Raw genomic sequence first — 20,495 nt, forward strand, 5'->3', positions numbered from 1 at the left:
GGCATCGCAAACTTACAATATTGATGATATCTATCCACCTCTGACTTTTTATTGCGATAATTCCCAAGGGGGACGCGCTCTCCACTGGTCAGTTAAAGGGGGATAGATGACACTCAAGCGGTTGGTTTTATTTTTTGTGATGACGCCGATAGCAGTTCTGTTAGCAGTTTCGGCTTTATTCGGCAGTTGGCAAGAACCTCAATTTCAAAGTCGTTTGGAACTATACCAAACAAATATTGCTTTACAAGCTCAAGCTTGGCAATCAGAAGATAGCGGTGATGACAAACTCCAGACCATTCGGGAAGCAATACTTGGTGAGCAACCCCTAGAAAGCGCTACAAAGCAGTATCAGGAGGCGCGTCAATCAGTTCAAGCTAATTTAGACAAAGTTAACAACAAACTTGCACAATTACGCTCTCAAGCTGAAATAACTCCCACGCCTCCGAAACCTCTACCAGACGCTCCTCCCACTATTAAAACTTCTAAACAGGGACAACAACAGTTACAGCAGTCTTTTAAGCAATTACAAAAATTACTGGCTGAATTAGACCTGCGTTTGGGAATCTTACAAGCACAGCAAGGACAGACAGATACAGCCTTCAAGACTTGGAGCGAATTACAACAACGCTCAGATATTAATTCAGGGTTTTGGGAAACCGCCGCTGTATTGACTGGACTGTGGAGCAATCCTCCTCGTATCCTCCCAAATGCTCAAGAACCAATTCAAAAGAATTTAGAAGGTTGGTTTCGCTCTACTGCTTTGGTTAAGTTATACCAACTTCAGCAACGACAAGATGCGTTATCAGCAGTAAAAGCCGCACAACAAGAATCTTCTGCTCAAGCAGTTGTTAAATTGGCAGTTATTGGCACTATTCCCACCTTGGCAGCTTTAATTGGTCTAATACTGCTGATTTTATTATTTGCTCAACGCTTGTTGAAAGGAAAAGCCTCGTTATTAGCTCAAAATGCTGATATCCCTTGGTCAACGCCTTGGGGTGGTGAAACGGTTTTGCAGGTTTTTATCATCGGCTTTTTCTTTATGGGGCAAATTTTTGTACCTTTGGTGATATCACTGCTACCTATCCCGCGTCCCATTGTGGATGTGCGACTTCAGGCATTTTCTGTGTTGGTTAGTTACTTCTTGGTGGCATTAGGTGCGCTGTTAGTACTGTATTTCTCTCTCAAGCGCTTTTTTCCACTACCAGAATTCTGGTTTCGCTTCCGTTTTCAAGATAACTGGTTTTTGTGGGGACTGGGAGGCTATTGCACGGCTTTACCTGTAGTTGTGGTGGTATCTTTGATTAATCAGCAGCTATGGCAAGGACAGGGCGGGAGTAATCCTCTGTTGCAACTAGCTCTGGAAAGCCAAGATGGTATCGCACTTGGTATATTTTTCTCCACAGCGGCGATCGCAGCTCCATTTTTTGAAGAAATCCTATTTCGTGGTTTTTTGTTACCCTCTCTAACTCGTTACTTACCCGTGTGGGGATCGATTCTGATCAGTAGTTTGTTGTTTGCGATCGCTCACCTCAGCTTATCGGAAATTCTCCCCCTGACCGCATTGGGCATTGTCTTGGGAGTAGTCTACACGCGATCGCGCAATCTCCTCGCTCCTATGCTCCTCCACAGCCTTTGGAATAGTGGTACGCTATTAAGTTTATTCATTTTGGGTAGCACTTAATACTAGTACAATACTGTTGCCAAAAACAAAAATATCTGATTTTATCACCATAGGTAGAGACAATTTACTAGTAATAATTGGTTATAAGCATAAATACTAGCTGAAAACCCAATTACGATAATGGCGAAAGCAAATTAAAGAATGCTATTAACATAGACAACAAACTATCTAGTTAAGCATTTATTCTCATTCGGGTAGATTTGAGCCATTTTTCGAGATGTTAATTGTCTTCTTGAACCATTTTTAGCTGTCATAAATTGGAATGCAATTCCGGTTTGCGCTCATGGAAGTGGGGATCGGTAACTAAAAAGCGGTTAGAAAGATATGGAAGATGCCTTTTGCGCTTCTAGATTCCCACTAGCCACACAGTTGTCTTGCCATTGTTGCGATGTCTACGGTGTCACTGAGCGTAGCCGTTCGCGCAGCGTCTCGTAGAGAAGTGCGGGCTACGCCTACGCAAAAACATCCGGAAAGAATACTGATGGACTTGTAAAAAGTGGTGTATGTAGCAGCTTTTGCTGATTATTTAAGATTGATTCTGCTCAAGATAAATTTCTGAGCTAAAAATCTGCAAAACTGCTGCACCAGGGTTTGCGATCGTCAAATCCAGCAAAAGTCATCAAGGAGCGCCAGTTCGGTCTAAACTGCAAGACATCTTGGCGTCTCCTCTGGAATAAAAGCACGCTGATTTTAATTATTCATCTTGAGACTTGCTCAGACTGAAAAAATTAAAAATCTATTTATTAAGCAAGTAAATGTATTTGCTTCCATTACAATAAAGACTTTATTTTTATACTCACTTATCAAGGAGCAGCACTTATATGGCAAATCTCAACCCCAGTCACCCTACCAAACAACTTCTCGCTGGTTACTGTGGCATTATCCTGGGAGCATTCGGAGTTCATAAGTTTATTCTAGGATACGCTTCGGAAGGCTTTATCATGTTAGTGATTTCTGTAGTTGGGGGTTCTTTTACCTACGGCGTTGCTTTGTTAGTTATGCAACTTGTAGGTCTAATTGAAGGCATGATTTACTTAAATAAATCCCCTGAAGGATTTGTAAATACCTATTTTGTGAATAAGCAAGGCTGGTTCTAGTGCAAGAATAGCTTTCTTGCTGGAAGCAGAAAATGATACCCACTTCCAAGCTTAGGATTGCAGCAAAAGCGCAGGGATAAAGGGCAGCAACCCAAAGAAAGATCCTTTTTCCCTTTCGCTTCACCCTTAGCAGAAGTTATATAGCACTTCTACCTCCTATATTTATTTTTATTGATATGCTTATTTTCAAAACTAAACAGCTTAATTGGGCAATATTCTTCTTGTTAGGCTTAGGATATTTCAGTGTTATGTCTCATTTAGAAATCAACTATTTCTTCAAAAACCTGATTGCGATCGCGCCAATACAGGTGGCAGCAATTATTTATGTCACTTATCGACGTTGGAACTGTCAACCCCCTGTAGGGGAATTAAAAATTAAAAANTTAAAAATTAAAAACTCTACAGATAAATCTAGGAACTTGAAACCTTGAATTAAGTACAGCGATAGTCGTTCATGCCCAACAAAGTACGATAAATTAATAATTTTAATATGGTTGACATTGAGTCATAGTTCCATATTTAGCCTACGCTCGAATTAGAGACGCTTTTAGTCAGGCGTTGAATTTCTGTAGCGAATCTAAACACAAGCCATGCAACTTGTCCCGAAAACTAAGCCAGCCCTAGAACTTGACCCAATCCTAGAGAAGATTATTTTAGATGTTGGGGGTATGAAGTGTGCTGGGTGTGTGAACGCAGTAGAGCGACAGCTGATCCAACATCCAGGAGTCAAGAGTGCCTGTGTGAACCTGGCCACAGAGGTAGCAGTTGTAGAGTCAGAAGTTGGTGCAATAGATGTAGATGCACTGGCACAGCGATTAACAGCCGTTGGATTCCCGACTCAACCCCGAAAAGCTAATGGCACAGTAGCAGGCGAAATATCGACCTTACCAGATCCAGCAGAACGACAACGCCGAGAAATGCGTTCTTCTCTATGGCAGTTAGCGATCGCTGCAATCTTACTATTATTGTCGGGAAGTGGACATTTTGGTAATCTTGGTAGCTCAGTGCTGCCAGTGCTAAATAACATCTGGTTTCACTGTGGACTGGCGACAGTAGCGCTGTTAATTCCCGGTCGTCCGATTTTAGTAGATGGCTGGCTGGGCTGGCGGCGAAATGCGCCTAACATGAACACCCTAGTGGGATTGGGAACGCTGACAGCCTACATTGCAAGTTTAGTAGCGTTGCTTTTTCCCCAATTGGGTTGGGAATGCTTCTTTGACGAGCCAGTAATGATGCTGGGCTTTATTCTCTTAGGAAGGACATTAGAGCAACAAGCTAGAGGTCGCGCGGCGGCTGCATTTAGGAAATTACTAGCACTCCAGCCACTCTTAGCGCGATTAATCGCCAACCCAGAAAAAGCCGGAATGGGTTCTTCTAGTGTTGAGATTCCTGCTGAACAAGTGCGTGTCGGTGAATGCTTACAAGTGCTACCAGGCGATAAAATCCCCGTTGATGGTGAAGTGGTGGTTGGTCAAACAACGGTTGATGAATCCATGTTGACTGGGGAATCAGTACCAGTAATCAAAAAACCAGGAGATATGGTGACAGGGGGGACACTAAACCAGTCAGGAGCGATCGCTATTCGGGCAACCCGGATTGGAAGTGATACAACTCTAGCTCAAATTGTCGCCCTAGTAGAAGCTGCACAAACTCGGAAAGCACCAGTACAGAAATTAGCAGATACAGTAGCTGGTTACTTTACCTATGGAGTGTTGACGGCATCTGTCTTAACATTTGGATTTTGGTACTTTTTCGGTACTCACATTTGGACTGATATCACCATGTCTGGTGGTATGGAAATGATGAACCACGCTACACATAACGCCCATTCCTCTCCCTTATTAATTAGTTTAAAACTAGCGATCGCAGTTATGGTAGTCGCCTGTCCCTGTGCTTTGGGACTTGCCACACCAACAGCCATTCTCGTGGGAACTGCTATGGGCGCAGAACGAGGTTTGTTAATCAAAGGTGGCGACGTTTTAGAAAGAGTACACCAGTTAAACACCGTAGTATTTGATAAAACTGGCACTCTCACCACAGGTAATCCCATTGTCACAGATTGTCTGTTAATTGAGGAAATGGGGAATGGCGAGTGCGCAATAGGGAGTAGTCAACCCTACTCCCTAATTCAACTAGCAGCAGCCGTAGAAAGCGGTACTCACCATCCCCTAGCAAAAGCGATTCAGCAAGAGGCACAACGGCAACAGTTATCGATTCCAGAGGCTGTAGACTTTCACACGGAACCAGGGCTAGGGGTATCTGCTGTGGTAGAGGGCACAGTTGTATTGTTGGGTAACTGGGAATGGTTGAGTTGGCACGGCATTGCAATTAACGAAACCACACAACAGGTAGCACAGGATTTAGCAACAGATGGTAAAACAGTCGTTTGTGTAGCAATTGGCGGAACTTTAGCCGGACTAATTGGTGTTTCTGATACCCTCAGATCGGATGCTCGATCCACTGTAGATAAGTTGCGTCAGATGGGCTTACGGGTAATGTTGCTCAGTGGCGATCGCCTAGAAGCAGCTAGTGCCATAGCCAAACAACTAGGATTAGATAGCGCTGATGTAATAGCAGGTGTTCCCCCAGCTAAAAAAGCGGCGGCAATACAGTCTCTCCAGTTAGAAGGGACAAGGGGACAAGGGGGACAAGGAGACAAGGGGGCAAAGAAAACTCCTAACTCCTCACTCTTAACTCCTAACTCCCCACTCCTAACTCAGCACTCGGTAGTCGCAATGGTAGGAGATGGAATCAACGATGCTCCAGCTTTATCCCAAGCTGATGTAGGAATTGCTTTACACTCCGGGACAGATGTGGCGATGGAAACTGCTGAAATTATTTTAATGCGCGATCGCCTAAACGATGTCGTCGAATCTATTCAGCTTAGTCGGGCCACTTTCAACAAAATCCGCCAAAATTTATTCTGGGCTTTTGCATATAATACACTTGGCATTCCTTTAGCAGCAGGTGTTTTATTCCCTAGTCTGGGTTTTGTGCTTAACCCATCTGGTGCTGCTGCATTAATGGCTTTTAGCTCTGTTAGCGTCGTCACCAACTCAATATTATTACGGCGATTCGCTCATCGCCCGTAGAAAACTCCTTTACAAGTCCAATTTGCCAGCACAAATCTTGGTTATCAAAACACAATTCAGGAGTCAGTCTTCAGATTAAGACACTTACCAAAGCTATCATAGCTACTGGAGTAGAACGGCCATGTTCTACTCTTTCAAGGTATTATGCAATTTTAAAGCTTATTTAGATTAGCACCACAGAGTGATGGTGCGCGAAAATGGCAAGATACGATACTAAACAAATCTTAATCAATTACAGTTCCACCGATTTGTCAATGGCAGCAGAAACTAATGAAAACCATCTACTAATTATTGAAGACGATCAAGGTCGCAAAGAATTTTCTCTGGAGCACCCCGTCTACTCTATTGGTAGAGACCGCGAATGTAATATCCGTTTAATGTCGCAGTTTGTCTCCCGCCGCCATGCCACATTAGTGAGATTGCCACGAGAGCATAATAGTCATAGCTACTATTACCGGATTGTAGATGGCGATGCCAAAGGTAAGCCTAGTTCTAATGGTTTGATGATTAATGGACGCAAGATACCAGCCCACGATCTCAGAAATGAAGACGAGATCGTTTTTGGGCCTCAAGTACGTGCCATTTATTACCTTTTAAGAAATACTCAGCGTTTAGGACAAACAGATTCGAGTGAGTATGATATTACACTAATAAACCCCGGGATGGCCGAGGATTTAGAGGAGTAAGCGAGTGAATTATAACTACCAATTACAGTCTGACACTTCCACAGCTTCAAGCCGTGGGAGTATCAATTCAATCACCAAAGCTTATCCTGCAATACTTTCAATCAAATGCCAATGACGGCTACTTTCAATAGATTGCTTGATTAACTCAAACATTTGTCGGCAGTAATTATCTAGGTGAATTGGTAGTTCTTCATTTTTAATCACAATACTCATGCGAGTTTCCGTTTCAGTAGATTTTGATTTATCAATCAGTACTTCTACTGTTATTAATTTAGGAAAAGGAACATTTCCAGGAACCTCACGACCGATAATATATTCGGCTGTGTGATATTGAATATCCAACTGACAGTCCTGTAGAAGTTCTACAAGTAACGGCAACAGATGGTCACTAGGAACAGAAACAATAAATGAACAGGTATAGCGAGCCATAATAGCCCCAAGCCTTGCAACACTCCGTCCATCCTATAATACCGAAGTATCTAAATATAAAGTCATTAAAAAATCAAAGTTTTTCAGAGCAGGTACAGATATACAGTCAACGAAGAGGCAGGACACTTCGACTACGCTCAGTGACCTCCTGCCTCCTGCCCTCTGACTTCTTTGGTAAGCTGAAAGTTTGATCAAAAACTTTACAATAAAGGTTTGGCTGAGGTAGAAAATGAAAGTCGCAATTACTGGGGCAACAGGATTTGTCGGTAGTCGTTTGGTACAACGATTACACGGGGAAGGTCATAAAACAGTAGTATTAACTCGGAATACCACTTTTGCTCAAAAGGTTTTTCCCTCTGAGGCTTTCCCTAATGTAGAAATTGTTGCCTATACACCAAATGCATCTGGTTCTTGGCAAGGTGTCATCGCTAGTTGTGATGGCGTAGTTAATTTGGCAGGAGAACCTATTGGTGAAGGACGCTGGACACCAGAACGGAAACAAGAAATCCTCAATAGCCGAAAGTTAGGTACACAAAAAATAGTTGAAGCAATAGCCAACGCTAATCCTCAACCATCAGTGTTAATTAACGCTTCAGCTATTGGCTACTACGGCACCAGTGAAACGGCTACCTTTGATGAAACCAGTCTATCTGGTAACGATTTTCTTGCCCAAGTCTGCCAAGCCTGGGAAGCTGAAGCGAGAAAAGTAAAAGATGCTGGTGTGCGACTGGTAATTCTGCGTTTTGGAATTGTTCTGGGCAATGGTGGTGCTTTAGGTAAAATGATTCCGCCTTTCAAACTCTTTGCTGGCGGGCCTATTGGCAGTGGTCGGCAGTGGTTCTCATGGATTCACGTAGACGATTTAGTTAACCTGATTTTGCAAGCTTTAACTAAACCGGAAATAGAAGGTGTATATAATGCCACTGCCCCTAACCCAGTTCGGATGGCAGATTTAAGCCAAGCTTTGGGACAAGTGATGAATCGACCTTCTTGGTTGCCTGTTCCTGCTTTTGCGATCGAAGCTCTTTTAGGAGACGGGGCTATAGTAGTTTTAGAAGGTCAGCAAGTTATCCCAAAACGCACTGTGCAAACAGGCTTTGAGTACAAATATCCTAATTTGCAATCAGCATTAACACAAATTCTTACATAGATTCAAAGGGAGTGCGGAGCAAGAATTTTAGATTTTGGATTTTAGATCGAAATTTAATCCAAAATCTCAAATCCAAAATCCAAAATTGAATTGCCCCATGCCTTATTCTTTGACTATTGACTAGAAAGAAATTTTTTGGAAACCCAACTGATAATACCGCTGAGAATTGCACCGCCCATGAGAATGCCAATTGCGGGGTTAAACAAGGGTTGCCACAGTTGATGCCACAAATCTAAACCCAAGTTTACTCCAGCGGCATCACCGATCGCAGCGATCGCTAACCAGCCAAAACCAAACAAAACCAAAAAAACATCGGCGACTAAAACCATGTTTAGCCAATTTAACAATTTATCTTTCATGATTGGATTGGGGAATGGGAAATTGGGAATGGGGCAATTCAATTTTGGATTTAAGATTTTGGATTAAATTTCAATCTAAAATCCAAAATCTCAAATCTAAAATTCTTACTCCCCACTCCCCATCTTTTACTTTTCAAACAGCCAATTTTTGACTTTTGTTAAACTCTGCCAATCTGGTTTTCTACTTAAACCGTCCTCAATACTATTTTTTATTTCATCGCTCCATTCTTCATTGACAAATATCAACTGCTGTGCTATGTCAATGTGTTCCCGCAAACCTTTTTGCTTTGTTTCCAGCATTGCTAAGGCGAGATTGATTCTAGCCTGGGGATCTTGGGGATTTAACTTGACTGCCTTCTGTCCAGCTTTGTAAGCCAAATTGGGTTTGTTGTCGAGTAGATACAACCATGCTAAACAAACCCAAGCAGCACTAGTTTTAGGAGCGCGATCGCACACTTCTTTAAATACAGGGATTAAAGATTCTGCTGATTCTCCTGCTTTATAGCGTTCTAAACCTGTATCAAACAGGGATTCAACTGTATTAGTCATTGGTCATTAGTCATTGGTCATTAGCCACTTGTACTGAGCGTAGTCGAAGTATTGGTCATTTGCAAAAGACAAATGACAAAGGACAACTGACAATATTACACCCCAAATGACTTGCCGCAACCACAAGTTTGATTAGCATTGGGGTTAGTAAATTGGAAACCACCGCCAATCATGGCATCGCTGTAATCGAGCATTAAACCGTAGAGATATAACAAACTCTTGCGATCGCTGACAATTTTAAAGCCGTCATAGTCAAAAACTTCATCATCAGGGGTGATTTTGCTGGTATCTTCAAAATCCATCATGTAAGACATCCCAGAACAGCCACCCTGACGCACTCCTACCCGTAAGCAGAAGTCTGTGCCTTGCTTGTCCCGGAGGGATTTTACCTGGTGCAATGCGGCTTCGCTCAACAGAATTCCGCGTTGTTGAGGCTGAATTGCTTGTGTCATCTGCTTTTCAACTCCTTAATTAGTATAAGCGTTACCCTATATCGGCTTGTAATGCTTCTGGGTTGCTCNGTTAAGTGTTTTTGTATTCATTCTAGCGGCTTAGATGTTGCTAGATACCAAATTGTAAACACTCCGTCAAAAGTAGCCAAAGATTTTTATTCTAGAATTAGNAGACTCAATGTGTTTATACATTCGGTATTCTTAAAATTTAAGCCTTACGGCAGCAACAGAAGCAACCACCCTTCAGGTGCAGCCATAAAAATTNNNTCCGAGGCTAGCNNNCCCCCAAAGTTTAGTTCCAAATTGCTTCTTTTGATCTCTATGACAAGTTTTAATCGCTCTACCAGTCGTCGGTTGAAGAAATTAACTCAAATTCCTTCTGTATGGGAGGGCGATCGCCGTCCGTTGTCATCACCAAACCATCTGTCCGACTCAGATGCAAAGGGAGAATGCATTCTTTGGGTAGATTACTCCCAAGGTGTTGTTCGAGGAATGGACGTGGTAGCTTCAGATATTGGCTCAGAAGCAATAGTTCGCACCTTAATGCAAGCAATGGAGCATCCTCAAAGTCCAGCAAGGCCTGCTAGACCCCAAAGAATTGTAGTCAAAGACCGCGAGATCCAATTTTATCTGCGGGGAGTACTGCAAGATTTGGATATCGCCATTGACTATGCACCAGAACTGCCTTTAATTGACGAACTATTTCGTGGATTCGCCGACATCCTCGATAGTCAAACCCCCGACTTACCCCCGCAGTATGCACAAATCTTGCGAGAGAAAGCATTTGCAATTTGGCAAGCAGCACCTTGGGAATTTTTGCAAGAACAGCAAATTTTGTCAATCGAGATTAATAAGTGGGATGTTGGCACACTCTACGCCTCAGTTATGGGAATGCTGGGAATGGAGTATGGGATTTTGTTTTATCGCTCAGAAGAGTCTTTAAAACAGTTTCGCGCCGCAGTTTTAACGGATGAAGAATCAACTGAGCATCTAGAAGAAGCGTTCCTCAAGCAAGATTGCTTGTTTCTCACTTTTGAGAGCGTTGACGAAACCGATGAAGATGACGATGAAGAAGATGATTTGGCGGATCTGCCATTATCAGAAATTGACCCGACTTTTGGTAATATCCACCCCTTAGAAGGACTACGGTCTGTTTTGTATGACGAAGAGGCATTGGTAATGTTGGTTGCGATCGAAAGCCTGAGCCGCTTTATTCGGGATCACCGTCGCCAACTTCATGAGGATATCTTCCCTACTCTGGGCCGTCGCTATCGCATTTCTCTACCGCAGTCGGAAGAATCAACTAAATCAGTGCCTGTAACAGTCTCTACCATGCCGCAGTTAGCAGCAGAATTAGAGGAAATGGCAGGCTTTGGTATTGATGATGAGGAGATTGACAACCTTGATTTCCAATCATTGCGAGATGACTTGATACCAGAAGATTCCTTCCTCAGCTTAGGTGTAGTGTCTTGGGAAATATTGGATTCTCTACGAAAGGGGGTCAGCTACTACCAGGCTAGTGAAATCGAACAAGTGGGTGATGGTTTGTCGGTGATTTTAATTCAAACTTCTCGNCCTAAGGCGAAGACTGTAATTGAAAGAATTGAAGCAGCAGGCGGATTGAGAGCAATTTGCTTTAATCCAGGTGCCGATCCTTTTGATGGCGATCGCTACGACCTGGGTTTATTGCAAACTCAAAATGGCGAATTGTTCCTATTCGGTGAATTTTTAGATGAAGATCCGATTCATGTCGAAGCCCGAAAAAAATGGAATCAGCGGTGTAAAAATACTCAGGGATACTGTGGCTTAATCATTGCCAAAGGACTAACAGGAGCCTCCCGTGGCAATCCTCAGTTACGAGATATGATGGCTTTGTTTGAAGGGCGATCGCTTTCACCTAAAGATTTAGGTATTGGCACTCTCCAACTTATGCCCCAACTGAAATTTGAATAATTGTATGAATTGCCGCAATCCTCAATCTCAAATTATCGGCATGAGTAATTAAGTTGATGTGTATTTGATTGATTAAAACTGCATTTGAGAGCAAAAAAGGGAAGGCTTTGCCTTTTAACGTTTACCCTCCTTCTCTTTACCAACGGAGTGTTAATTCACCAATGCTGAGATACTATCTTACCCCATAGCAAAACCTGGGGATTGAAGTTAGAACGCATCATTGACAGCAGATTTCCAGTTGGTGAGTTACACAAGCTAAGTCTGTTACCCAGATATAAAGAGTGTTTTACTCCTTAATTCAGAATTCTGAATTAAGGAGTAACTGTTTCAGGGAAGTAAACAGGACTCAGGGTTTTCACTTTTGTATATACCCCAAAAAAAGTTCAGAATGAGCAACAAAACCCAGATGTAGAGGCGTGATTTATCGCGTCTTGAAAAACCAATCGTTTACAACAATAACCCTTAACAAAACCATATTGGTATATACCCCATCCCTTGTAGGCAGTCTTTTAAGTAGAGGCAGAGTGCTTCCGGCTCCACTCAGTCTTTGCAATCTGCGTACCTATCAGGGTGCGGCACTTTGTAATGAATATTCATGTATATGTCAATACTAATACGCGACCAATCTTGAGAAGCTAACTTTACCTAAATTTCATGAAGTACCTGTATTTTCATAGTTTTCTAGTTATTTTATCTAAATATTTTAGGTATAAATAACGACAAAAAAATAAAATTTTATCTACAAAGACTGCTTGAATCAAAGCTAACTGATGCACTTAGATATTGGAATCTTTTTTTTAACAAGTTTTTGAGTTTAGCATCCTGTTATATATCAATATCATTAAGCAAAAGTTCAGATACATATGTTTTTCTTTGTAATTTTTTTATAAAGGAGGAAAAATAGCTTTATTAGTGTCTAAATGAAGATTATTTAAAGTGCGTAAATAATAGCTATAATAAACACAATGCCGAAAAATTTAAAAGATACGATTATTTATATGGGTATACTTACCAGATAAAAATAGTTGTAATAAAAATTTTATTGGCAGTAATTTATATCTGGACTTAGATATGAGGAAAATGTCTTATGTAAAACTTATAACGCCCTACTTGGCTAAAAATGATTTATATAACCTCCAGATAGATGAAGACGAAAAATCGCAAAAAACTGCTGATTTTCAAGCAAGCTATATCGCTAGAAAGAAGATAAAAGTATGCAATACTTCATTGCATTCTGAGGATAATTTATTGTAAAAGTATGAAACAAAACTAAAATATTATTATCGGCAACAGTCAAGTAACATCACATATATTCTGGATTAATTTGTCTGTGTGAAATTACAGATATTGCTGTCAAAATTTACCAAGATACTTGGCAATTTACACTCAGTAGACTGAGCGTTGTTCCCTTTTTTTCTGGCTACTGTATTGGCAGTGAAAAGCAATCAGCTTGATCGAAGTAAGCCAAAATTCATAACAGTTCAAGTAGCTCTTAAGTTATTGGTTGCAGTCTGGTTACATATGGGTGTTTGTTTTAAAGTGATCGCTGATTTGCCTACTTTCTAAGTCACTATTCACGCTCTATACACATCACTCTAAACCGCCTGTCAACCAGTATTTCAGCATGATAATGATTCTGAAGCTTTATTTTTTGGGGTTCTAGCAGATATTCTCTCCAAGTGAGTTTGGCAAACTTAGTTAAGAGAGAAGGTCAAATGCTTTCAATGGAGAATAACTTTGGAAATCTTCATTGAGTCAATAGTAGGTATCTCGAATTCCTTTATAAAATTTCATTGTCAGGCTTTACTCATGCTGTTAGTAGGGTTATTATCTTCAAAAGCAACTATGTGCTATTTATGCTGTCACAATAGTAACAAANNNAGNTGTAGTATTTTGATTTTTTTAGAAAATGATCAATCCTTTGCCAAAACAAACATTTTTAATATTAATGGTATTACTTGTTTCCTGAGACAAACTCTGATAACCTTATCGGTTCCCTCATTAATTTAGACTCTTTCGACCAGCTAAATATACAGCAGATAGCATGATAATGACAAATAAAAAATGGGCAGTTAAACGCATAACAGTTAATCTCGCAACGCAGGAAGCGGAAAAACTAGAAAAATATTGCCAACAAACAGGTAGACCTGCAACTGACGTAATTCGTGAACTGATTAGAAGTTTGCCTGTCTCCGACGACAACAAAGATGCAAACAACTAAGAAGTTAATTTCACAACATTATCCAGAAAACAGCTTTGCCAACAAAAAAATATCTCTGATACTTTTGAGAGTCCGTCGCTATGGACAAAAGTTTGTCTAGATGATACAGACGCGTTTTTATCGCGTCTGGTCATTTACCGGGACTAAAAAAAGTAATCAAAGAAGTTTTAATATCGATATTGGCAAGCCTTAATATGCTGCTAGAGTTGATATTAAGTAGCAAATTCCGACACCAACCCAGTTACAATCTGTAAAGAAACTGAAAAGGAACGACGGAATGCGTGTTGCAATCGTAGGTGCGGGACTGGCTGGGCTAGCAACCGCAGTAGATTTAGCTGATGCTGGTTGTGAAATAGAGATTTTTGAGTCTCGTCCGTTTGTCGGTGGTAAAGTTGGCAGTTGGGTTGATGGAGATGGCAACCATCTAGAAATGGGGTTGCATGTATTTTTCGGGTGCTACTACCAACTATTTGACTTAATGAAAAAAGTGGGGGTGTTAGAAAACTTACGCCTCAAGGAACATACCCACACTTTTATTAATAAAGGTGGGCGCACTGGTGCTTTAGATTTTCGTTTTATTACAGGTGCGCCTTTCAATGGGTTAAAGGCATTTTTCACTACTTCCCAACTATCGTTGCAGGATAAATTGCAAAATGCGATCGCTTTGGGTACTAGTCCGGTAGTTCGCGGATTGGTAGACTTTGATGGGGCGATGAAAACTATCCGCAATTTAGATAAAGTTAGCTTTGCTGATTGGTTCCGCAGTCATGGTGGAAGTAATGGCAGCATCAAGCGGATGTGGAACCCGATTGCTTACGCATTGGGATTTATTGATTGCGAAAATATGTCTGCCCGTTGTATGTTAACCATATTCCAGCTATTTGCAGTTAGAACTGAAGCTTCAGTTTTACGAATGCTGGAAGGTTCTCCATCTGAATATTTACACAAGCCGATTCTGGAATATCTGGAAGCTAGAGGCACCAAAATTTACACGCGCCGACAAGTTCGGGAAATTCAGTTTACTGAGTCAGCCAAACAAACCCGTGTCACTGGTATAGTGGTTGCGCAAGGTGATGCAGTAGAAACTATCACCGCTGATGCTTACGTTTTTGCCTGTGATGTTCCAGGAATTCAACGCATCCTACCCCACGAGTGGCGTAAGTGGTCAGAATTTGACAATATTTACAAACTCGATGCAGTGCCAGTGGCTACAGTGCAGTTACGCTTTGATGGTTGGGTAACAGAACTGAAGGATGGAGAGCAACGTAAACAGCTAAACCATGCGGCTGGAATCGATAATTTACTTTACACAGCCGATGCTGACTTTTCTTGTTTTGCCGATTTAGCGTTGACTAGCCCTGCTGATTATTATCGCCCAGGACAGGGGTCTTTGTTACAGCTAGTGCTGACACCGGGAGATCCGTTTATTGGACAAAGTAATGAAGCGATCGCACAACATGTTCTCAAGCAAGTTCATGAACTGTTTCCCTCGTCGCGGGAGCTAAATATGACTTGGTACAGTGTTGTAAAGCTTGCTCAGTCTCTCTACCGAGAAGCGCCAGGGATGGATGCGTATCGTCCTAACCAAAAAACACCAGTAGATAATTTCTTCCTTGCAGGCAGTTATACTCAGCAAGACTACATCGACAGCATGGAAGGTGCTACTATTTCTGGACGACGGGCGGCAAAAGTGATTTTGGAGAGTTTGAAGAAATAACCAACCGCAAAGGGCGCAAAGGGCGCAAAGGAAGAAGTAGAGATGTCAGATTGGTTAGAGCATACTGTGCAGGTAGAAGTAGAGGCTCCCATAGATTTAGTATGGAGCCTCTGGTCTGATTTGGAGCAAATGCCCCGGTGGATGAAGTGGATTGATTCAGTGAAAATTCCGCCAGATAATCCAGATATATCTCTTTGGAAATTAAAAACTGGCAGTCTAGAATTTTCTTGGCAATCCCGAATTCTCAAAGTTATTCCTAACCAAATTATCCAATGGGAATCGGTTGATGGTTTGCCAAATCAGGGAGCGATTCGCTTTTACGATCGCCACAATAGTAGTATTGTTAAAATGACTATTTCTTATGCTATCCCCGGCATTCTTGGCAAAATTATGGATAACTTGTTTTTGGGGCGGATAGTTGAATCAACGATTCAAGCTGATTTGGAAAGGTTTAAAGAATACGCGCTGAATGTTAAAGCTAATTGATATAGATAGCAAAACCAGGCAGTAAGGAACAATGGGTAAAAGTTTCTTGCTGCCTAGAAGGAAAAATATAGATTTTTAATCGGTGTCTTTATTACGAAGTAAAAATTTAAGAATTCTTTAATACATAAAAATACGATTTAAACCAAAAAATTGCGATCGCGCAAATTGTGCAGCATTAGTTACCACCTACTCAATCGCCTTAACGCACTCTACTTACTGTTGGTTCTGGAAGTGAATCACCTGTAGCTTCATAAGCAATAATTAGAGACTCTAAGGCTTCAATCCCATTTGCCACAGCTAACTCGTAAGTATCTCCATGAGTCCGCCAGCGTTGTCCTGGAAAATCAGGGAATCCTACTAAGAAGCAATCATCTTCATCAGACCACTGAATAATCATTTGGTACTTAAGCTTACTCATCTTTTTCTGTCCCTTCTACTTCCTCAATTGCCTGTTTCACTTCCTTCTCTTGGTAGCGTTTAGCATCTGCTCCGTCTTTGCCTGAAATCGTGATTTTTCCACTATATAGGGGATGCACCCAGTTAGTATGACTTCCTTTTCCTGGGACTTCTGTAAAACCTACTTGGGAAAGCATTTGCTTCAGTTCCCGGATTTTCTTTGGCATTAATTTTATTAAAAAATGCGATCGCCACAGTAAAAAACAATGGTTTAAATATTCCTTGCTGTCTATCCAAAAGAATCTAATCATTGATTAGATTTTTGTTTATGCATTGACTTGTTTTACTATACTAGTCCTTGTCAAATAACCAGGACTGACATTACCAAGTTGGGTCGCTAAACAAATTAATCGTCAATTCCTCGCGTGGCGGTACTCCGGTGATACAAGCGCGAACAATCTCTCCATCCTCTAATTCGACGGTGCAAGCGTGACAAGATCCCATGAGACAACCGGTGGGAATAAATACCCCAGCCCGGTCTGCTACGTCTAAGAGGGCTTCTCCCACTTCGGCATCTACTGTGACATCATCTGGTAAAAAACGGACACGAACAATCATCAATATTACGCATTTAATAGAGTTGTCATTTGTCAGTTGTCCTTTGTCCTTTGCAAATGACCAATACTTCTCTACGAGAGGCTGCACTTCTCTACGAGACGCTCCGCGAACGACTACGCTCTGTTACCACGCCAACGACTACGCGGTAGTTGAGCGCAGTCGAAACTCTGTACAAGTGACCAATGACTAATGACATTTCAACGAATTTTAGCTTAAGACAAAAACAGACTTAAGTCCAAATGGCTTTCAACTTCAATGGCTAGAGAGTCCAAAATCTGCTCTCGCTGTTCTCGATAGTTAGCAACACCAGTGGGCAAAGATTTTAAACCCCGCTGTTGACGGAGGCGATTTAACCAAGCGCGTCGCCAAGGCCCATTGTCAAAAAGCCCGTGCAGGTAACTTCCCCACACTGATTGACAACTATCTACTAACCCTAAATTAATATCGTCAAATAGGGCATGGTAGGATTGGGGATCTATACCTTGCTGTTCAATGCGCGATCGCCCTTGGTGGATTTCAAAGCCATTAACTGGTAAACCTTGTTGGGGATAATTTGAGCTAACTTGGCGCTGGCGGGCGATTTTTTGTCCTGTAATTACAGTTCTGATTGGTAAAAGATTTAACCCTTGAAATCTGCCAGCTTGTCCCTCTATCCCTTCTGGATCGGCGATGATTTGACCGAGCATTTGATAGCCACCGCAGATACCTAAAACTGTCCCCCCAGAAGCAGCGTAGTTTTGGATAGCTTCTGCCATACCGCTTTTTTGCAGCAGTAGCAAATCAGCAATTGTGGTCTTTGTACCTGGGATAATCACGGCATCAGGATGTCCCAAATCTTGCTTAGGACTTAAGTATTTAATTGAAACTGTACTTTCTGATTCCAGTGGGTCAAAGTCGGTGAAATTGGCAATTCTTGGTAAGCGGATGACGGCAATGTTGAGGTCAGTTTGCGCTTTACTCGACGACGATTGACGTTCTAGTAAGTCAAGGGAATCCTCTGCTGGAAACATTTCTTGCAAGTAAGGTATAACACCGATAACGGGGATACCTGTGCGTTCTTCTAACCATTTTATCCCTGGATCTAATAGCGATCGCTGTCCTCGAAACTTGTTAATTACTATACCCTTAATTAAGGCGCGTTCATCCGGTTCTAATAACTCTAGAGTCCCTACCACATGGGCAAAAGCACCACCCCGATCAATATCAACTACTAACATGGTTGGTGCATTTAAATGTTTTGCTACCCGCATATTAGTTAAGTCGCGGTGCTTGAGGTTAATCTCTGCTGGACTACCAGCACCTTCACAAACCACCATGTCAAATTCTGTTCCTAAATGCTGTAGCGATTCTTCAATTGTCCGCCACCCCAGTTCAAAATATTGCTCGTAGTAATCTGAGGCACTGACTTTACCTACAGACCTACCTTTAATAATTACTTGGGAAGTCATATCCCCTTGAGGTTTGAGTAAAATTGGGTTCATTTCTACCCAAGGCACGACTCCCGCCGCCCAAGCTTGCACTGCTTGAGCGTAGCCAATTTCTCCACCACTGGCAGTGACATAAGCATTTAAAGCCATATTTTGACCTTTAAAGGGAGCCACTCGCCAACCACGCCGCGACAGAATGCGACAAATAGCTGTAGTTAAAAGTGATTTCCCTGCATGGGATGTTGTCCCCACTACCATAATTGATTTCATAGTTGCTATCACTTAGTTTTTCAAGATACAGAGTTAATTTTTAGGAGCGAACAACAAGGGAGCAGGGGGAGTGGAAAAGCGGGGGAGCAGGGGAAAAGGTTAAAGGTTAAAGGGAAAAGGAATAAATTTAATCTTTCCCCTTTTCCCCTTACCCCTTTCCCTTTCCCCATGCCCAATGCCCAATGCCCAATGCCCCATGCCCAATGCCCCATGCCCAATACTTCGANNNCGCNNNGTACAAGTGCCCAAGCCCACTATAACCATCACAAATTGCAGTTGGATGGTTATGGTAAAGACTNNNTGAATAGATATGATGTTTCCGTGTATATTGTTCCCTTTGATTCCCTAATCCTAACTCTTGGATTTTNNNTTCTAAAAAGGTATCCGTAACCAACGAATCACAGCATCATAGAAACGATCACGCCATGAAGGAGTACGCCAATTTTTACCCTGGTATTGTTCCACTAACTGGCGTCCCAAGGGAGTGAGACGAAAACTATCTGTAATTCCCTGACCATCGACTTCTCGGCGCAATACACCTACTTGAATCAACCAGCCCAAAGCGTCATCACAGGCTAATTCTGATAAAGGGCGTTTAGTATAACCCTGCTTGAGTCCATTTTCCAGAGCGATCGCAGTTACTGATACACTCTGATGACCCATCATTTCAAATAAAGATACATTAAAAGGCGAACACACTAGCGATCGCTCGGCTCTTTCTACTGTGCTTTGAGGATAGACAAAAATATTTGGGTTTTGGGAATCAACAGCAGCCATTGTGTATTGGTAGAAATTTTTCTTCTAACAAAGATTAATTTAAGAATATATTTTTTCTTGTACCAAATACCCCATTAAACCAAAATTAGTTACCTAAAGTGTATTTATCCTATTTTTTAGTAATTATATTTAAACATTATAAATTAATGTAAAATTTCAAGTGCATCAACAATCTGAAACAGGAAAGGTTAATTATGCCTCTAGCAGTTGGTACGGATGCACCTGCATTTACCGCCAAAGATACAAACGGCAATACAGTCTCGTTATCTGATTTTGCCGGAAAGACGGTTGTTTTGTATTTTTACCCCAAAGATGACACGCCAGGCTGCACCAAACAAGCCTGTAGTTTTCGGGATGCCCAGTCTCAATATCAAGGTAAAGATATTGTCATCTTGGGAGTCAGTGCAGATGATGAAGTCTCCCATCAAGCATTCACCCAAAAATATAATTTGAATTTTCCCCTACTGGCTGACAGCGACAAATCCCTCATCAAAGCTTTCGATGTGGATGGCGGCGGTTATGCCAAGCGCGTCACCTACGTAATTGACCCCAGCGGCAAAATTACCCATGTTGACGCTAATGTAAATACCAGCAACCATGCTAGCGATATTTTAGCTGCACTTGGGCTGTAGTTTTTTACCTGATAATTCAGGATTTTTTAAATAGTCTTAGCCCCAAGCTTCTAGAGGCTTGGGGTTCTTTGTTTGATTCAGTTACCTGATGGTGGTGTCACCAATGGCGGCGTAACTGATGGTTGTGTAACCGTTGGCAAACTGAGGGTAGGTTGCTGTTGTTGACCTTGAATTAGTTTTTGTTGCCTTGCTTTAAAGGCTGCTGCTGCTGAGTTGAGTTCTTCGTTCTGTTGGTTAGAATCCCAGTTGAGATTCCCGAAATTTGCCCGATGAATCAGATCGAACATATTGAAATTGTCTGAGTTTGAACGGGCGAAAGGATCGGTATTTTGGTCTGTTGTACTATTGCTGGGGAAAGCATCCGTTGGGCTGCTGATTTGAGCGGAACTTGGTTGAGCCATAAGCAAGGAAGCAAAGCTAATTCCTGCTGCCGTAGCTAGAAAGAGTCTAGTAATTTGTAAAAATGGTTTTTTCATGGGTTTTGACCCTAAATAAAATTGATC

At 41.7% G+C, this 20,495-nt stretch carries 20 protein-coding genes; 10 read left to right on the top strand and 10 right to left on the bottom strand.

The window, feature by feature from the left end:
- Window positions 1–106: 106 nt before the first annotated feature.
- From QUD05_RS27705 to QUD05_RS27720, 4 genes are all read left to right on the top strand, one after another.
- Window positions 107–1,681 carry a CPBP family intramembrane glutamic endopeptidase gene (locus tag QUD05_RS27705; protein WP_289798871.1) on the top strand — a complete coding sequence of 525 codons (1,575 nt, stop codon included), beginning with the start codon at window positions 107–109 and terminating at the stop codon, window positions 1,679–1,681.
- 821 nt (window positions 1,682–2,502) lie between these two features.
- Window positions 2,503–2,778, top strand: a complete 276-nt coding sequence (locus QUD05_RS27710) for a TM2 domain-containing protein (protein WP_289798872.1) — start codon at window positions 2,503–2,505, stop codon at window positions 2,776–2,778.
- A 590-nt stretch (window positions 2,779–3,368) separates the two neighbouring features.
- Complete coding sequence (locus tag QUD05_RS27715) at window positions 3,369–5,870, top strand: heavy metal translocating P-type ATPase (RefSeq protein WP_289798873.1); 2,502 nt, start codon at window positions 3,369–3,371, stop codon at window positions 5,868–5,870.
- A 197-nt stretch (window positions 5,871–6,067) separates the two neighbouring features.
- Window positions 6,068–6,556 carry an FHA domain-containing protein gene (locus tag QUD05_RS27720; RefSeq protein ID WP_094352473.1) on the top strand — a complete coding sequence of 163 codons (489 nt, stop codon included), beginning with the start codon at window positions 6,068–6,070 and terminating at the stop codon, window positions 6,554–6,556.
- A gap of 81 nt (window positions 6,557–6,637) precedes the next feature.
- Here QUD05_RS27720 and QUD05_RS27725 read toward each other — a convergent pair whose 3' ends face one another.
- On the bottom strand, window positions 6,638–6,985 hold the full coding sequence (locus QUD05_RS27725; protein ID WP_289798874.1) for a hypothetical protein: 348 nt from the start codon (window positions 6,983–6,985) through the stop codon (window positions 6,638–6,640).
- A gap of 229 nt (window positions 6,986–7,214) precedes the next feature.
- On the opposite strand from QUD05_RS27725, the gene thyD reads away from it, so the two are divergent.
- Window positions 7,215–8,135 (top strand): thylakoid membrane protein ThyD, encoded by a 921-nt coding sequence (gene thyD, locus QUD05_RS27730; protein WP_289798875.1) that lies wholly within the window; start codon window positions 7,215–7,217, stop codon window positions 8,133–8,135.
- A 113-nt stretch (window positions 8,136–8,248) separates the two neighbouring features.
- On the opposite strand, the gene QUD05_RS27735 is transcribed toward thyD, so the two are convergent.
- The 3 genes from QUD05_RS27735 to QUD05_RS27745 form a co-directional block, all read right to left on the bottom strand.
- Window positions 8,249–8,494: a DUF8620 family protein gene (locus QUD05_RS27735; RefSeq protein ID WP_094352470.1), complete on the bottom strand. Its 246-nt coding sequence runs from the start codon at window positions 8,492–8,494 to the stop codon at window positions 8,249–8,251.
- A gap of 126 nt (window positions 8,495–8,620) precedes the next feature.
- Entirely contained in the window at window positions 8,621–9,043 is a 423-nt protein-coding gene (locus tag QUD05_RS27740) for a tetratricopeptide repeat protein (protein ID WP_194045447.1), read from the bottom strand.
- 95 nt (window positions 9,044–9,138) lie between these two features.
- Window positions 9,139–9,495 carry an iron-sulfur cluster assembly accessory protein gene (locus QUD05_RS27745; RefSeq protein WP_289798876.1) on the bottom strand — a complete coding sequence of 119 codons (357 nt, stop codon included), beginning with the start codon at window positions 9,493–9,495 and terminating at the stop codon, window positions 9,139–9,141.
- Between the two features lie 321 nt (window positions 9,496–9,816).
- Between QUD05_RS27745 and QUD05_RS27750 the strand changes: the two genes are divergently transcribed.
- From QUD05_RS27750 to QUD05_RS27765, 4 genes are all read left to right on the top strand, one after another.
- Window positions 9,817–11,448 carry a DUF6930 domain-containing protein gene (locus tag QUD05_RS27750; protein WP_289798877.1) on the top strand — a complete coding sequence of 544 codons (1,632 nt, stop codon included), beginning with the start codon at window positions 9,817–9,819 and terminating at the stop codon, window positions 11,446–11,448.
- 2,044 nt (window positions 11,449–13,492) lie between these two features.
- Window positions 13,493–13,669: a ribbon-helix-helix domain-containing protein gene (locus QUD05_RS27755; protein ID WP_289798878.1), complete on the top strand. Its 177-nt coding sequence runs from the start codon at window positions 13,493–13,495 to the stop codon at window positions 13,667–13,669.
- 277 nt (window positions 13,670–13,946) lie between these two features.
- Entirely contained in the window at window positions 13,947–15,386 is a 1,440-nt protein-coding gene (zds, locus tag QUD05_RS27760) for a 9,9'-di-cis-zeta-carotene desaturase (protein WP_289798879.1), read from the top strand.
- A 42-nt stretch (window positions 15,387–15,428) separates the two neighbouring features.
- Window positions 15,429–15,872, top strand: a complete 444-nt coding sequence (locus tag QUD05_RS27765) for an SRPBCC family protein (RefSeq protein WP_289798880.1) — start codon at window positions 15,429–15,431, stop codon at window positions 15,870–15,872.
- A gap of 199 nt (window positions 15,873–16,071) precedes the next feature.
- Here QUD05_RS27765 and QUD05_RS27770 read toward each other — a convergent pair whose 3' ends face one another.
- From QUD05_RS27770 to QUD05_RS27790, 5 genes are all read right to left on the bottom strand, one after another.
- Window positions 16,072–16,290 (bottom strand): type II toxin-antitoxin system HicB family antitoxin, encoded by a 219-nt coding sequence (locus tag QUD05_RS27770; protein WP_289798881.1) that lies wholly within the window; start codon window positions 16,288–16,290, stop codon window positions 16,072–16,074.
- Window positions 16,283–16,495 carry a type II toxin-antitoxin system HicA family toxin gene (locus QUD05_RS27775; protein ID WP_289800101.1) on the bottom strand — a complete coding sequence of 71 codons (213 nt, stop codon included), beginning with the start codon at window positions 16,493–16,495 and terminating at the stop codon, window positions 16,283–16,285. Before QUD05_RS27775 ends, QUD05_RS27770 begins: the two co-directional genes overlap by 8 nt.
- A gap of 154 nt (window positions 16,496–16,649) precedes the next feature.
- The gene (locus tag QUD05_RS27780) at window positions 16,650–16,886 is read right to left on the bottom strand and encodes a 2Fe-2S iron-sulfur cluster-binding protein (protein WP_289798882.1); all 237 of its coding nucleotides are present in this window, start codon (window positions 16,884–16,886) and stop codon (window positions 16,650–16,652) included.
- Between the two features lie 212 nt (window positions 16,887–17,098).
- Window positions 17,099–18,583: a cobyric acid synthase CobQ gene (gene cobQ, locus QUD05_RS27785; RefSeq protein ID WP_289798883.1), complete on the bottom strand. Its 1,485-nt coding sequence runs from the start codon at window positions 18,581–18,583 to the stop codon at window positions 17,099–17,101.
- A 372-nt stretch (window positions 18,584–18,955) separates the two neighbouring features.
- The gene (locus tag QUD05_RS27790; RefSeq protein ID WP_289798884.1) at window positions 18,956–19,360 is read right to left on the bottom strand and encodes an Npun_F0494 family protein; all 405 of its coding nucleotides are present in this window, start codon (window positions 19,358–19,360) and stop codon (window positions 18,956–18,958) included.
- A gap of 194 nt (window positions 19,361–19,554) precedes the next feature.
- Here QUD05_RS27790 and QUD05_RS27795 point away from each other — a divergent pair, with 194 nt between their 5' ends.
- Window positions 19,555–19,992, top strand: a complete 438-nt coding sequence (locus QUD05_RS27795; protein ID WP_289798885.1) for a peroxiredoxin — start codon at window positions 19,555–19,557, stop codon at window positions 19,990–19,992.
- Window positions 19,993–20,069: 77 nt separating this feature from the next.
- Here the strand turns inward: QUD05_RS27795 and QUD05_RS27800 are convergent, their stop codons facing one another.
- Window positions 20,070–20,468, bottom strand: a complete 399-nt coding sequence (locus tag QUD05_RS27800; protein ID WP_289798886.1) for a hypothetical protein — start codon at window positions 20,466–20,468, stop codon at window positions 20,070–20,072.
- Window positions 20,469–20,495 lie beyond the last annotated feature (27 nt).

It is taken from the genome of Nostoc sp. GT001 (assembly GCF_030382115.1).
In the GTDB taxonomy this organism is placed as follows: Bacteria; Cyanobacteriota; Cyanobacteriia; order Cyanobacteriales; family Nostocaceae; genus Nostoc.

Excerpts from the sequence above, each read along its gene's own strand:
- QUD05_RS27705 (WP_289798871.1), top strand. The coding sequence starts at position 107 with ATGACACTCAAGCGGTTGGTTTTATTTTTTGTGATGACGCCGATAGCA.
- QUD05_RS27710 (WP_289798872.1), top strand. The coding sequence starts at position 2,503 with ATGGCAAATCTCAACCCCAGTCACCCTACCAAACAACTTCTCGCTGGT.
- QUD05_RS27715 (WP_289798873.1), top strand. The coding sequence starts at position 3,369 with ATGCAACTTGTCCCGAAAACTAAGCCAGCCCTAGAACTTGACCCAATC.
- QUD05_RS27720 (WP_094352473.1), top strand. The coding sequence starts at position 6,068 with ATGGCAAGATACGATACTAAACAAATCTTAATCAATTACAGTTCCACC.
- QUD05_RS27725 (WP_289798874.1), bottom strand. The coding sequence starts at position 6,985 with ATGGCTCGCTATACCTGTTCATTTATTGTTTCTGTTCCTAGTGACCAT.
- thyD (WP_289798875.1), top strand. The coding sequence starts at position 7,215 with ATGAAAGTCGCAATTACTGGGGCAACAGGATTTGTCGGTAGTCGTTTG.
- QUD05_RS27735 (WP_094352470.1), bottom strand. The coding sequence starts at position 8,494 with ATGAAAGATAAATTGTTAAATTGGCTAAACATGGTTTTAGTCGCCGAT.
- QUD05_RS27740 (WP_194045447.1), bottom strand. The coding sequence starts at position 9,043 with ATGACTAATACAGTTGAATCCCTGTTTGATACAGGTTTAGAACGCTAT.
- QUD05_RS27745 (WP_289798876.1), bottom strand. The coding sequence starts at position 9,495 with ATGACACAAGCAATTCAGCCTCAACAACGCGGAATTCTGTTGAGCGAA.
- QUD05_RS27755 (WP_289798878.1), top strand. The coding sequence starts at position 13,493 with ATGATAATGACAAATAAAAAATGGGCAGTTAAACGCATAACAGTTAAT.
- zds (WP_289798879.1), top strand. The coding sequence starts at position 13,947 with ATGCGTGTTGCAATCGTAGGTGCGGGACTGGCTGGGCTAGCAACCGCA.
- QUD05_RS27765 (WP_289798880.1), top strand. The coding sequence starts at position 15,429 with ATGTCAGATTGGTTAGAGCATACTGTGCAGGTAGAAGTAGAGGCTCCC.
- QUD05_RS27770 (WP_289798881.1), bottom strand. The coding sequence starts at position 16,290 with ATGAGTAAGCTTAAGTACCAAATGATTATTCAGTGGTCTGATGAAGAT.
- QUD05_RS27775 (WP_289800101.1), bottom strand. The coding sequence starts at position 16,495 with ATGCCAAAGAAAATCCGGGAACTGAAGCAAATGCTTTCCCAAGTAGGT.
- QUD05_RS27780 (WP_289798882.1), bottom strand. The coding sequence starts at position 16,886 with ATGATTGTTCGTGTCCGTTTTTTACCAGATGATGTCACAGTAGATGCC.
- cobQ (WP_289798883.1), bottom strand. The coding sequence starts at position 18,583 with ATGAAATCAATTATGGTAGTGGGGACAACATCCCATGCAGGGAAATCA.
- QUD05_RS27790 (WP_289798884.1), bottom strand. The coding sequence starts at position 19,360 with ATGGCTGCTGTTGATTCCCAAAACCCAAATATTTTTGTCTATCCTCAA.
- QUD05_RS27795 (WP_289798885.1), top strand. The coding sequence starts at position 19,555 with ATGCCTCTAGCAGTTGGTACGGATGCACCTGCATTTACCGCCAAAGAT.
- QUD05_RS27800 (WP_289798886.1), bottom strand. The coding sequence starts at position 20,468 with ATGAAAAAACCATTTTTACAAATTACTAGACTCTTTCTAGCTACGGCA.